Here is a 13,925-nt window from a genome sequence, read left to right as displayed (position 1 = left end):
TTTCCTGGCCTGCAGAGGCGGGCCGGGTGGTTATCTTTCCTTGGATGGGAGTGCCGATCGTGGCTAAACCGACTAAACCAAACACAACAGGCTCAGCGAATGCAACGGCTCCGGGCCGGGGCAGCTCGGCCGTCGTTCCCAAAAAACCAGCCAACCAATACCTGTTGCCGACCGTAAAGAACGCCACGACTAACAACACGTTGTATCCGATAGATGCAACGGCGGGGGCGACGGTGACGTGCCCGTCAGCGATTCCGGCAGGCACTCAAATTACGCTGAGCGTGGCGATCAAGGGCCAAGAAGACAATCCCGTTTTCACCGCCATGACCCAAGGCACCGGGGCGCCCAATGTCGAGGTAAATGTTCCCGCATGGGTCATTGGCTATTGCATCGGCCTGACCGTGATCATTTGGTACAAGACGGCGGCGGGTGAGTCCTTCCGGCTGGAACTCTTCATTGAAGTGATCAAGCCTGATGACATGCCTGTTCCCAGGTTCACCGACCTGTCATTCGTTGACGGCTCCTGGTGGCTGGACATGGCCACTTTTCCAGGCGATGCCGGCGTCGAATTGTGCGATTTGCCCTTTATCGCTGCCGGGCAGCGCATATGGTTTGAAGCGGTTGGCAATGAACACCATGCACAGCCGGGTTTCTTCTGGATTCTTGAAAATCATGTCGTGACGGAAGATGAGGCGCAGAGTGGCTTCTGTTTCCTGTTGGGCATCCTGCGCGCGTGGCTGGCTGAAAATGACGATTATTCGTCGGTCACCACGGGGGCGGGCATCATTTACTCAGATGCTGAGGCCACCGCACCTGAGGACCCGCGAATTTCCCGGCTACCGGGTAACGCGCAGTTGTCTCGACGAGCCACGGCTAACCTGCGAGTGCGTGAGCCGGAGTTGAAGCTGTATGCGCCGACTATCCGGGAAGCCGTGTATGTCGAGGGGAAAGGGTATTTGATCAACCCGGCGAATACCGTCAATGGGGGCCATGTCGTGGTGGCGTACGACGGCATTAAACCCGGTGATAAGGTATGTGTAGAATTTGCAGGTACGCCGGGACCAGGCACTCCGGTATTGGCGTGTCAGGTCGTGCAGCAGGGGGAGACCAGCCTGTTGTTCGGCGTGCCTGCTTCGGCCATCAGTGCGAACTTCGGTAAATCCATTAAGGTGTCTTACACCGTCCTTCGTGGCAGTGTGTGGCCTTCGTTGGAGTTACTGGCTCGGGTGCTTGAGCCCACCGGATTGAGCGGTATAGACGTTGATGAAAGAACCGGCGGTAAGATTTGCCTCAACACTTTTCCCGGTGACGCTACGGTCAGGGTTTCGATTTGGGATTACATTGCCTTGGGGCAAACCGTTTGTTTGTGGATAACGGGAGAACTAGGAGACGGCAGCCCATTTCACTGGGACATACTCACTGCTGAGACCGTAAAACCCGAGTGGGTGACCGCTGGCGTGAGTGCGGCACTGAGGCGGGATGAGTTGGAAAAACTGGCCGACTGCCAGGTATTCCAGATTCATTTTTCAGTGAGCTTCAGCGGCTCGACCCAGATGGAGGACGCAATTGCATTCCTACCGTTGTCATTGGAAATGGTTCAGAAAGACCTCGAGCTGGTGGCGCCTTCGGTGCGAGAGGCAGTCGGTAATTTATTGACCGTCTGGAATGGCCGTGATGGCGTGACGGTGAGAGTGGCCTATGACGGCATGTGCGATCGCCACACCATCGCGTTGTGCTGGGAGCAAGCGGGTGTTTGCCTGGCGTTGGCTTCCCAGCCGGGAGACTCCGTTGCGGGCTATGTGGACTTCCATATCCCTAGCGCAGCGGTCATTCATGGTATTGGCAAAACAGTGCCGATCCGCTTCAGTGTCGTTAGCCGTTGCAAGCAAGTGACGTCGCCGAATCTTGAGTTGAAGATCAGCGTGCCTGTGCGAGTGCCGACGCCGGTGGTGCCTCAAGCTACGCCGCCTGGGGTTCAGAATGGCATTTTGGATTTGGCGGCCTTTGTCGGGGATGCATGGATACTTGTTGAGAACTGGTGGTTCAGCCTGCTCGGGCAACGGGTTTGGTTGAAATGCACGGGTATCGGCAAGGATGGAAATACCCGCGTTTTCTACCCAGTGAACGGTCAGCTACTCACGCAAGATGAGATCACACATGGACTCGAAGTGCCGATGAGACGGGCTGAATTAGCCTCGTTAAAGCATGACACGCCCATTAAGGTCACCTGTACGGTTACTGCCGATGGTGGAGAGTCGGAGAGCAAAGGGGTCGTTTTTTCGGTGCTTAACTTGAACCTTCGGCAGCCGCTTGTCTGTAAGCAGGAGCTGTTTGAAACATTGGCGCTTGGTGTTTATACGGCCCCACACAAGTGGCATATCCCGTTGATGACTATCGATTTTGTATCAGGCGGCGGTTTGGCAGGTATTTCCCGATTCCACAATAACGGGCTTGGCTCGGGTAACCATTACACCCTGTGCGATCAAGTTGACCTTCAGACCCCCCCGCAATTGCACCGATTGACCTTCACCCATGCGAGTGAGTCCGTGAAGTTTGCATGCCTGTCATTGCAGCGTCCTGCGACATTCACGTTTTACGATCTGGCTGGTGGCGTGATCAAGGTAGTCAACGAGCCCGGTGACAAGCCGGGAGGCTTTTGGGTTGAATGCGTCGCGCCACCTGGCGTCAGTATTGGTGTATTGACGGTTAATGTCATGGATTGGGCATTTCTCGATCAGTTTACTATCTGTTATCGATTGTAAAGTGAGAACTCAAGTTTGCCGTTGGTCCGGTAAGTCCTGAGTTGGCGGCAGAGCTGTCAGATCTGACACTAGGCAATACTTCTGATCCAAGCGTTAGATAACCGAAGTGCCTGGCTGGCAAGGCCAGCCTCGGCGGTTATCTAACGTTGGACAGGAGTCTTATCGTGGCTAAAAAACCGATCCCCCAAAAAAACTCCCCAGTTCAGGCTGTGAGTGAGGGGGCCGTTTGTCAGAACTGTTAATTCTGACAGTAGGCGAGCGGATGCCAACAGCGCTCACTTAAGGGAGACCCTTGGCTTCAGATCGAGCCAAGGGAACAGCCCCTGGAACAAGGAGTTCTTACCATGGCTAAGAAAGTCCCGGCGTCGAACGCACCCTCTAACGTTATCAGAGCGCCAACACCCAAGCGGCCAAAACCCAAAGCTCTTGAAGTAGACAGTCCGTTAGTTTCCAGTGAGCAGAACGGAACGGTTGCGACCTCTCGCATGGTGGGTTCATACCTGACATTTGATTCACGAATGGACAAGGATGAACCCATTATCGCCAGCTTCCGCACCAAGGAAACACCTGGGCTGGCGTTCGAGGATATTGTGTATTCAGGCGGTGAGTCTGGCGCCGACGAAACTGAAATTCCACTGCGTTACATGACGGCGGCAATGGGGAAAACGCTCGTCATTTCGTATACCGGGAAAGTGCAAGGGCAGGTAGCCGCTTCTTTGAACAAAGAAGTCTTGATCGAGTTTTACCAAGCCAACGAAAGTAAAAAGTACGCACCTTATTTTCTTCACGAAAAAATCTATCAAAACTCACCTGTCATTGACATGCACGATTTCAAAGGGGACGGCATCGTCAAGACGGAGATTCCTTATCTTGCCCAAGTAAATGATAGATTTTACTGCACCCTTGTGACTCAGCAATTCAGTGGAGAGCCCGTTTTCTATACAGTGGCTGATGGATATGCGTTAACAGCTGAGGATATAGCTTCGGGCGAACTCACTCACGCTGTTAGACGTACTTGGCTGGCGCGACAAATACCGCTCTATGAGTCAATGACCCTGCAATGCGCCTACATCACGAGTGGCGAAACGGCCCAGCCTCCAGCTGACGTGACTAATCCTGATGAAGAGACGCGTCTTCCGAGAAATGCCCTTCAAATCCAACATCGCCGCACGGCTGCTTTCATCGGGGATCAAGGCCTTGATCTTCAGCCTGCGCATCTGCGGCAGTCCGCATTTTTCAACGATGACTGGTGCCTTAACCCGGAACTCACCAAGCAGGGAGGGAACGTGGACACTCCCGGCTTGGACACTTATGCAGACGACCAAATCTGTTTTTATGTGAGCGGGCTGGGTTATGCGAGTAAGCCACTTGGATGCGTGACAATTGCAAACGACGGGGACTTGGCAACCATCGAGCTATCGCCCTGTGTCATTGCCTGTTTTTTTAACAAGGCGATGACCCTGACCTACACCGTGCAATTCCCCAACAGCAATGGATCACAACAATCACCTGAGCGAGTGATTAATGTGTCGCTGCCCCACTTTCCTCACGCTGAGGTCGAACAGGCAACGGGCGACGTCGTGGATCTCAATACATTCCCAATGGACGCGATTGGTTTTACGCCTGTCTGGGCCTATGCCGAGTGTGCGAAATGTTGTTGGATGTGGATTACGGGTAAGCGTGAAGACGGCAGTGCTTTGCGTTTTGATATTTTGATGGATGCGCCTGTTACAGACGCTTGGAAGGCTAAGGGCGTTGATGCCCCCATCCTCAGGGCTGAGCTGCAAAATCTGGCGGATTGCAGCGAATTCGACCTGCACTTTGCGGCGAGTTTTTGTGATAAGTGTGATGTGTCGAGCGCGCACGCATTCCCTGTTCAAACCTTCAAAATCGAGCAGGAGCCCTTGGTGCTGATCGAACCCTCCGTGAGGGAAGCGGTGCTTGACCAATTGACCGCTTACAACGGGCGCAATGGCGTACAGGTTGAAGTAAATTATGTCGGCAATAACCCCAAGCACACCATCAGCGTCTGCTGGAAAAAGCCTGATGGTACTTGCTGGCCGTTGGCATCCCAATCCGGCAGTGTTTCGGGGCCGGTCATCTTTCCTCTGCCACCGGAAGCCGTGATCGAGAGCATGGGTAAAGTAGTGGAGATCACTTCCATCGTCACCACCGCCTGCAAGGTGCAGACCTCACCGCCTTTGAACTTAAACATCAGTTTGCCTGTGCGACTGGAAACGCCAAACGTGCTGGAGGCGACGCCGCCCAGGACTCAGAATGCCGTTCTGGACCTGAGAACATTTATTGGGAATGCCAGTGCTCTCGAAGATCCGATGTGGTTCTTGCGGGCAGGGCAGAAGTGCTGGCTGCAGGCAGCCGGGACGGATAAAAACGGCAATCCTTACGCGTTCAATGTGTACGCGGCCCGAACCATTACCGTGGCAGAGGTGACAGCGGGTGTTTCGGCTCCGGTACTGCGATCCGATTTGGATAGGTCAAAAGATAAAGCCGACTCGCGCTTTACTTTCAGCGTAGCAACCGACGGTAGCTCGACTGCGAATGTGGTATGTCCTTCGCGGGTGTTGAACGTGCGCGTAGCGTTCTATGACCACACCAGTTTCAATCCAGCCGACCGCGGCTGGAATGGCTGGGTAAAAGGGCCGGGGGCTACGGACTCGAGAGACCTTGCGCTTAATAAAGGGCCTATTCCTGGATCATCGGCCGGATACTTTTTGTTTGACTGGGGCTATACCAACACAAGCAACGTTAACACCCAGCGTGTGAAGTTGTTCAAGGACTTCACAGCACTGGAAATTGGGCATAAGTACGAGTTCTCGGCGTATGTTCGTGATAACAGTGGGGTGCCGAATAAGCCAAATTTAGTGCTGGTAGCCCAAGGTGTGGAAGTTACGCCACGAACGTTGCCTGGCATTACTTGGCAACTGCTCAAAGGTGTGTTCATCGCCAGCTCAACAAGCGCGCGTCTGAGCCTCGATAATCTCCAGATGGGGATGGGGCCGGGTAACGATTTTGATGTAACCGGAATAACCGTTCGGGAGGTTTGATAAGGTTTGTCAAGCTAGACAAACATAAGGCCTCCGATTCTTGGAGGCCTTATCAGGTCCGTATTTAGTGAACTACTTAGGCCCCATAATTTTCCCCAACTTCTCCGGCGAAGGCGCCCCTTGCTGCTGCTGCAACCCCCCCTTGTCATCCAGATAGAAAATCGCTGGCGTCGCCGATAACTCCAGCGCCTCCATCAACTTCATATTGGCATCAAGCTTGGCCTCGATATTGGCGGGGATCTTGTCCAGTGCCTGCAACTTGCTGCCTTTGCCGGCGCCTTCATGTTCTTCCAAGGCTTTTTGCGGGTCTTTGGCGGCGAACAGCGCGGCGGATTTGCCTGGGCTGTCTTCGCGGATAATGCCGACCATGATGTGGCGCAACTGCACTTTGCCGGCTTTTACCCACGGGCGTGCCTGTTCCCAGAACATATTGCAGTACGGGCAGTTGGGGTCGCTGAACAGGTAGACCGTGCGTGGCGCGTTGACGTCGCCGTCCTGGATCCAACTGCTTTTTTCCATCTTGGCCCAGACTTCCTTGGCCATCGGTGCGTACACCAGTTTTTCCAGGGGCGCGGTGCTCAGGTCGTTGCCTTGGGCGTCGTACAGGTTGCCGGCTATCACACTTTTGCCGTCAGCGGTCAGGTACAACGCCATGCCACGGTTCTGGTACTGCGCGGCGTAGCCGGTGAGGCCGCTGGGGGCGTCGAATTTGCCGAGGATCTTGGCGCCCTTGGCCTCGATCTGTTTGATCGGCGCCGGCCAGTCTTCGGCCTGTGCCAGGGCGGCGGCGAGCGTCAGCGGCAGCAGGGTCAGCAGGTGGCGGAGGCGTGGCATGTTGGTTTCCTTGTGGCAGCGGGAGCGAAGTCGAAGGGTTCCATGGCGCGGGCCAGGCTGGCTTGGGACAGTTCACCCAAGTGGCTGTTGATCAGGCGTCCGTCGGCTTGGTAGAACAAGGTGGTGGGCAAGGCCATCGAGCCCACGGCCTGGCCGAGGCGGCCACTGGCGTCGAACAGCACGTTGTCGAGGGTCAGGCCCTGTGTCGCGAGGTAGGTGCTGACGCTTTGCATGCTTTCGGCCTGGTTGACGAACAGGAAGGTCACGTCGGGACGGTGGTGTTGGGCGCGTTCCAATACCGGCATTTCGCGACGGCATGGCGGGCACCAGGTGGCCCACAGGTTGATCACCAGCGGGCCACCCTTGTAGTCGGCCAGTTGCACCACGTCGCCGTTGGCATTGCGCAGGGTGATGTCCGGGAGTTGCGAGCCTTTGTCGTAGAGGCTCAGGGATAAACTGGTCACGCCCCAGAACACCAGGCCGGTGATCACGCCAGCACTCAATGGCTTGCGCAGGGCCGGGCGCCGCCAGCCGTAGGCCAGGGCGCCGAGTACCAGAGCGATCACGCCGGGCCAGGCGAGGAAACCGCCGTCGCGCAGGTCGACCATCTGCAACGGGTCGTGCCGGTAATCACTCCAGTACATCAGTACAAAGGTGACGCGAGCGACCAGCATCGCCAGCAGGAACAGGCTGAACAGCACCGATTCCGGGTTTTCACCGCCACGCTTGGCCACGCGCCAGCCCACCAGGGTGGCGAGAATCAGCGCGCTGATCAGCAGCAAGTGATTCAGGGCGATGGCGAAGGTGCCGATGGTCAGGGTCAGCATCAAAGGGCGTCCCGGGTGTGCGTCCAGCGTTGCAGGAAGGTGGCGGCATCGACTTCGCCGGTGATGCGTTGCGCGCGGCGTTCTTCACCGTCCGGACCGATCCACACGAAGCTCGGTGGGCCAGGTATTTTGTAGCGGCCGAGCAGCGCGCGGCTGGCGGCGTTGTCGGCGGTAACGTCGAGGCGCAATAGGCGCACGTCTTTCAGGGCGTCCATGACGTCGGGTTTGCCGAAGACCTGTTTTTCCATGATTTTGCACGACACGCACCAGTCGGCGTAGTAGTCCACCAGCACCCATTGGCCCTGTGCCTTGGCGCTGTCGAGTTGGCTTTGCAGCACGGCGGGTTCTTTGATGGTCATGAACGCGTCGTGGGCGGTCGGTGCAGCGACGGTCTGCGAGCCGCCGTAGACTTTCAGCGGTTGCCACAGGTCATCGCTGCCGCCGGCTGCACCGACGATCAGCACGGCGCCCCACAGGCCCAGCACCAGGGAACCGGCACCAAACACCTTGGCCGCGAGGCCGTATTCGCGGGCCAGCGTCCAGCCGCAGTAAGCCATCACCAGCGCGAGTGCGCCCCACAGGCCGATCCACAGGCTTTCGCCAACCACTGGGCGCAGCATCAGCACGGCGGTGCCGAGGAACAGGAACCCGAAGACCCCCTTGAGCACGTTCATCCAGGTGCCCGGCTTGGGCAGGAAGCGATTACCCACGGTGACCAGCAACAACAGTGGGATGCCGATGCCGATGCCCATGGCGAACAGGATCAGGCCGCCGTGCAACGCATTGCCGCTCTGGGCGATGTAGAGCAGGGCGCCAGCCAGCGGCGCGGTCATGCATGGGCCCACCAGCAGGCCGGACAGTGCGCCGAGCACCCCGGCGCCGACCAGGCTGCCACCGCTTTGCTGGCGGCTGACGTTGTCCAGGCGGTCGCGCAGGAAGGCGGGCAGTTGCAGTTCAAAGAAGCCGAACATCGGCAGGGCAAGGATGACGAACAAGGCGGCGAAGCTGCCGAGGATCCACGGGGTTTGCAGCAGCGCGGCTAGATTGCTGCCGAGCAGCGCGGCCAGTACGCCCAGTGCGGCATACACCAGCGCCATGCACACCACATAGCTGCTGGCCAAGGCAAAACCGCGACGCGGGCTGGCGCCACTGCCGACGACCAGACCGGCGAGGATCGGTAGCATCGGCAGCGAACAGGGGGCAAATGCCAGCAACAGGCCTAGGCCGAAGAACAGCAACAGGCTCCAACCCAGGCTGCGTTGTTGCAGGCCACTGGCCAGGCTTTGGTCCTGAGCTTCAGCAGTCGCTGCGACGGCCGGGTTGCCGCCAAGGTCCACGGTGATCGACTGCGGCGGATAGCACAGGCCCGCATCGGCACAGCCCTGCCAGCCGAGCTTGATCTGGCCGGTTGCGCCGGCCGGGATCTTCACTTCAAGGCCTTGGCGATACACCTCTTGGTCACCGAAGAATTCATCGCTATGGGCCTCGCCTTGCGGCAGCGCGGGCTTTTCAGTCAGGCCATCGAACTTCATGCGCTGCTTGTACAGGTAATAACCGTCGGCAATCTGCCAATACAGTTGGGTCTCGCCACTTTCAAGACGTTCGGAGGTAAAGGTGAAGGCTTTGCCCACCGGAAGGAAATCGGGTTTGGTCTCAAACGGGTTGCCTGGCGCGGCCTGGGCAAACCCTGCGAACAACACCAGCAGAAAGGTAAACAGATGCCGCATGGTCAAGCCTTAGTTCGATGCAAGTAGGCACACAATGTGTGGCGTTGATTAACCGATGATTAACCGGGGCTATTCTAGAGGGAGTGTGGATCATTTAGCGGCATAATCTGCGCTTAATCCGCTGGACTTCTAATCCCCCCATCTTTCATGAAGGGTTCACCATGCACGTACTGGTCTGTGAAGACGACGAACTGATCGCCAGCGGCATCGTGGCCGGCCTGACCGCCCAGGGTTTTACCGTCGAGCGCGTGGCCTCGGCTGGCGCGGCGCGCGCCATGCTCAAGGCGGCGACATTCGACATCATGGTGCTCGACCTCGGCCTGCCGGACGAAGATGGCCTCAAGCTGCTGCAACAACTACGCAGCCAGGGCCTGGAAATCCCGGTACTGATCCTGACCGCACGGGACTCGGTGACCAACCGCGTCGACGGCCTCCAAGCCGGCGCCGACGACTACCTGCTCAAGCCCTTCGACCTGCGCGAACTTGCCGCGCGCCTGCAGACTCTGCTGCGGCGGATGGCGGGGCGCAGCGTCAACCTGATTGAGCACGGTCGCCTGGCCTACGATCCGAGCAGCCGCGAAACTTTCCTGGGCGGCCAGCCAGTGGACCTGTCACGCCGTGAACAGGCGCTGCTGCAAGCCCTGCTGCATAACAAAGGCCGTGTGCTTTCCAGCGAGCAACTCAAGGACAGCGTCTACGGCTTCAGCGATGAGCTGGAAAGCAACGCGCTCAACGTGCACATCCACCACCTGCGGCGAAAATTGGGCAATGGCATTGTCGAGACCGTGCGCGGCCTCGGCTATCGCCTGGGCTCGGCTGACGGGGGCGAGGACGCGTCGTGAAAAGCCTGCGCCTGCGACTGACGTTCAAGCTGGGCGCCGCTTTTGTGCTGATCTGGGCCCTGGCGGCGGCCTGGATGCTCAGTGATCTGCGCAACCAGATGATGTTCTCCCTCGACCAACGCCTGGTGGCGTCGGCGCGCATGGTGGCGGGGCTGACCGAGCAGATGCCGGGCCTCGCCAGTGTGGGTGGCGACGCGCATTTCCATGGGGCGCAACTGAATGTTCCGGGGGGCATGGCGTGCCAGGTCAGCTCCTTGCGCGGTGAAGTACTGGCGCGTAGCCACGCCACGCCGGATGAAGGGCTGGAATCGCGCCAGAGTGGTTTTCGTGACCAACTGATCGAGGGCGTCAACTGGCGCAGTTTTACCCTGTCCCGTGGCGACCTGTTGATCACCACCGCCGACCGCCAAGTGGAACGTGAGGCGCTGAACCTGTCGATCCTGCTGGCCGCTTCGGTGCCGGTGGGTGTGGCGATGCTCGGCTGCCTGTGCTTGTTGTGGCTGGGCATCGGCCAGAGCCTGCTGCCGCTCAACCGCATGCGTGACGCCTTGATGCGGCGCAGCGCCGACTCTCTCGAGCCGCTGCAGATCCACCCATTGCCCAGCGAACTCAAACCGCTGCTCGACACGCAGAATCAACTGTTGCAGCGTATCGCCAAGACCATCGAGCGCGAACGCCGCCTCACTGGTGACGCCGCCCACGAACTGCGCAGCCCATTGACGGCGATCAAGACCCACCTGCAAGTGGCGCGCATGACCGACGGCGCGGCCCGCGATCAGTCCCTGGCCCATGCCGAGGCGGGCGCCGACCGTTTGCATCGCACCCTGGAGCAGTTGCTGTTGCTGGCGCGCGTGGAAGGCAGCCTGTCATTCGACGATGGGCTGCAGTCCAGCGCCGAAGAAGTGGCACGCCTGGCGATCCAGGATGCGAATGCCGGCGACAATTCGCGCATTGACCTGATCCTGCCGGACAACCTTTGCGCCACCCCGGTGGAAATGCCCGTGGGCCTGGCAGTCGCAGCCCTGCGCAATCTGCTGGACAACGCCTTGCGTCACACGCCGGCGGATACGCGGGTGGAACTCAGTGTATTCACCGACACCGACACCGACAACGTGGTGTTCCGCGTGCGTGACCACGGCACGCAGATTTGCGCCGATGACCTGCAATACCTGACCCAACGCTTCTGGCGCAATGGCAGCAGCGAAGGCTGCGGCTTGGGGCTGGCGATCGTGCAAGCCATTGTGCAGCGGTGTTCCTGTTCCTTGAAATTCGACAGCCAACCGGATGGCCTGCGCGTCGACCTGGGCATGCCGCTGCGGCGCTGACCACTTTTCTTTCACGTGCCAAATAGTTACCGCCCTCCTGACGCTCAAGTCTTCAGGATGGCGGTAATTTTTTTGCGCTTGAACGGGCTGAACGACTCAGCCTTTATTGAAAAGGACGGTTCTTATGTTGGTCATCGATACCAGTTTTCCTGCTACGGGCTTTAACGAACGCAACGGCGAGCCTGTGGGGCAGGTCATCCTGCATTACACCGCGGCGCCTTTTGGCTCCTCCCTGCGCACCCTCACCCAGGATGGGGTGAGTGCGCACTATCTGCTGCCCGACCCAAACGATCCCAGCTACCGCGCGGCTGGCTATGAAGAGTTGCGTGTCTTGCGCTTGGTGGAGGAAGACAAGCGCGCCTGGCATGCCGGGGCCAGCCATTGGGCAGGACGCGACAACCTCAATAGCCGCTCGATTGGCATCGAGATCGTCAACCTGGCGCGCGATGACGGCGGCGTGTTCACGTTCCCTGAGTACGGTGAGGAACAAATTGAGATGTTGATTGCGTTAGTGCGCGACATTCTCGGGCGTTACCCACAGGTTGGGCCCACGGACATCCTCGGGCATTCGGACGTGGCGTACGCGCGCAAGAGTGACCCAGGGCCCCGGCTGCCGTGGCAGCGCCTGCATGAAGCGGGGCTGGGGGCCTGGTTTGATGAAGCGACGCGGGCGATGTATCAGCGCCGCTTTTGTGCCGGATTGCCACGGGAAGCCGAGGTGGAGCGGGCATTTCAGCGATTCGGGTACGCACCTGCGAAAAACCGGCAGGGGTTTCAACAGCGGACGCGGGCGTTTCAGATGCACTTCAGGGCGCGGGATTGTTGTGGGTTTCTGGATGGCGAGACCTGCGCGATTTTGTATGCGCTGAATGAAAAATACCGCGGGCTCTGATTCCGAGCGCGCTCCCATATTTGGTTTTTCATACATCAGTTAACGATCGCCGGCCCTAAATCCCGTCGGCGCTGGTGCGTTTCCAGAACAGTAAATCCGTTCGCACGCTCCCTCGGGGCCAGACGCCAGCGGATCGGCAGTTTGGTCACCACCATCAGCGTATTGAGGGATCGAGAAATGTCAGTCGCTACCAGCCGTATCGAAGACGCCCAGGTACATGAAACGCTCTACCAGTTCGACGAAACCCCGCTGCTCGCCCGCCAGCGTCAGCAGGAGTCCAACGCCCGCAGCTACCCACGGCGCATTCCCCTGGCGCTCAAACGCGCCAAGGGCATTTACGTGGAAGACGTGGAAGGCCGCAGTTTCATCGATTGCCTGGCGGGCGCAGGGACCCTGGCGCTGGGGCACAACCACCCGGTGGTGATCGAAGCTATCCAGCGAGTGCTGGCCGATGAGCTGCCGCTGCACACACTGGACCTGACGACGCCGGTCAAAGACCAGTTCGTGCAGGACTTGTTCGGCCTGTTGCCGCCAGCGCTGGCGCGGGAAGCGAAGATCCAGTTCTGTGGCCCTACCGGCACCGATGCCGTGGAAGCCGCGTTGAAACTGGTGCGCACCGCCACCGGTCGCAGCACTGTGTTGTCCTTCCAGGGCGGTTACCACGGCATGAGCCAGGGCGCCTTGAGCCTGATGGGCAGCCTGGGGCCGAAGAAACCTTTGGGCGCCTTGCTGGGCAACGGCGTGCAATTTCTACCGTACCCCTACGACTACCGTTGCCCGTTCGGCCTGGGTGGCGCGGAAGGCGTGCGGGTCAACCTGCATTACCTGGAAAACCTGCTGAATGACCCAGAGGCTGGTGTGTTGCTGCCAGCGGCGGTGATTGTCGAGGTGGTGCAAGGCGAGGGCGGGGTGATTCCGGCTGATCTGGACTGGCTGCGCGGCCTGCGTCGCATCACCGAGCAAGCGGGTGTGGCGTTGATCGTGGATGAAATCCAGAGCGGTTTCGGTCGCACCGGCAGGATGTTCGCCTTCGAGCACGCCGGCATCATCCCGGATGTGGTGGTGATGTCCAAGGCCATCGGCGGCAGCCTGCCGCTGGCGGTGGTGGTCTATCGCGACTGGCTCGACACCTGGCTGCCGGGCGCGCATGCCGGTACGTTCCGGGGCAATCAGCTGGCGATGGCGGCGGGATCGGCGGTGATGCGCTACCTCAAGGACCACGACGTGGCCAGCCACGCAGCGGCTATGGGCGAGCGCCTGGGCGAACACCTGCGCATCCTGCAGCGCGACTTCCCGCACCTGGGGGATATTCGCGGTCGCGGGCTGATGCTCGGCGTGGAACTGGTTGAGCCGAATGGCGCACTGGATATCCAAGGCCATCCACCCGTGCATCGCCAACTGGCGCCGCTGGTGCAGCGCGAATGCCTCAAGCGCGGGCTGATCCTGGAACTGGGCGGTCGACACGGCAGCGTCGTGCGTTTCCTGCCGCCGCTGGTGATCACTGCCGCGGAAGTTGATCGGGTGGCGGATATCTTCGGTCGCGCGTTGGCGGCGGCGGTCGCCAGCCTCTAATTTTTTTGCAACTTGATACGTTTCTATAGATATCAGTGCTGCGCGCAGTGCGCAGCCAGCCTTTTAGCGATGGAGAACA

General features: G+C 59.1%; 9 protein-coding genes. 6 read left to right on the top strand and 3 right to left on the bottom strand.

All coding sequences use genetic code 11. The features are described 5' to 3' along the window. Positions 1-59: 59 nt before the first annotated feature. Both AACY44_RS12720 and AACY44_RS12715 read left to right on the top strand, forming a co-directional pair. On the top strand, positions 60-2,762 hold the full coding sequence (locus AACY44_RS12720; protein WP_339436294.1) for a hypothetical protein: 2,703 nt from the start codon (positions 60-62) through the stop codon (positions 2,760-2,762). Between the two features lie 344 nt (positions 2,763-3,106). Further along, positions 3,107-5,827 (top strand): hypothetical protein, encoded by a 2,721-nt coding sequence (locus AACY44_RS12715; protein ID WP_339436293.1) that lies wholly within the window; start codon positions 3,107-3,109, stop codon positions 5,825-5,827. A gap of 72 nt (positions 5,828-5,899) precedes the next feature. Here AACY44_RS12715 and dsbG read toward each other — a convergent pair whose 3' ends face one another. The 3 genes from dsbG to dsbD are packed head-to-tail and all read right to left on the bottom strand — an operon-like array spanning position 5,900 to position 9,215. Beyond that, positions 5,900-6,661 carry a thiol:disulfide interchange protein DsbG gene (dsbG, locus tag AACY44_RS12710; RefSeq protein WP_339436292.1) on the bottom strand — a complete coding sequence of 254 codons (762 nt, stop codon included), beginning with the start codon at positions 6,659-6,661 and terminating at the stop codon, positions 5,900-5,902. Continuing rightward, positions 6,637-7,488, bottom strand: coding sequence for a TlpA disulfide reductase family protein (locus AACY44_RS12705; RefSeq protein WP_339427420.1), 852 nt, complete (start codon positions 7,486-7,488; stop codon positions 6,637-6,639). Before AACY44_RS12705 ends, dsbG begins: the two co-directional genes overlap by 25 nt. Further along, positions 7,488-9,215 carry a protein-disulfide reductase DsbD gene (gene dsbD / locus AACY44_RS12700; protein ID WP_339416553.1) on the bottom strand — a complete coding sequence of 576 codons (1,728 nt, stop codon included), beginning with the start codon at positions 9,213-9,215 and terminating at the stop codon, positions 7,488-7,490. Before dsbD ends, AACY44_RS12705 begins: the two co-directional genes overlap by 1 nt. Before the next feature lie 161 nt (positions 9,216-9,376). Between dsbD and AACY44_RS12695 the strand changes: the two genes are divergently transcribed. The 4 genes from AACY44_RS12695 to AACY44_RS12680 all read left to right on the top strand — a co-directional run bounded on the left by AACY44_RS12695 (position 9,377) and on the right by AACY44_RS12680 (position 13,846). Continuing rightward, positions 9,377-10,057 carry a response regulator gene (locus AACY44_RS12695; RefSeq protein ID WP_339416552.1) on the top strand — a complete coding sequence of 227 codons (681 nt, stop codon included), beginning with the start codon at positions 9,377-9,379 and terminating at the stop codon, positions 10,055-10,057. Continuing rightward, a complete protein-coding gene (locus AACY44_RS12690; RefSeq protein WP_339436291.1) occupies positions 10,054-11,382 on the top strand; it encodes an ATP-binding protein in 1,329 nt (442 codons plus the stop codon). The genes AACY44_RS12695 and AACY44_RS12690 overlap by 4 nt, the downstream gene beginning before the upstream one ends. Positions 11,383-11,506: 124 nt before the next feature. After that, entirely contained in the window at positions 11,507-12,274 is a 768-nt protein-coding gene (locus AACY44_RS12685; RefSeq protein ID WP_339416549.1) for an N-acetylmuramoyl-L-alanine amidase, read from the top strand. A 177-nt stretch (positions 12,275-12,451) separates the two neighbouring features. Then, positions 12,452-13,846 carry an aspartate aminotransferase family protein gene (locus tag AACY44_RS12680; protein ID WP_339494777.1) on the top strand — a complete coding sequence of 465 codons (1,395 nt, stop codon included), beginning with the start codon at positions 12,452-12,454 and terminating at the stop codon, positions 13,844-13,846. Positions 13,847-13,925: the final 79 nt, after the last annotated feature.

Source organism: Pseudomonas sp. RA_15y_Pfl1_P11, from assembly GCF_963970975.1.
GTDB lineage: Bacteria > Pseudomonadota > Gammaproteobacteria > Pseudomonadales > Pseudomonadaceae > Aquipseudomonas > Aquipseudomonas tritici.
The sequence above is the reverse complement of the archived record's forward strand: the minus strand, read 5'-3'. Positions and strand labels throughout refer to the sequence as shown.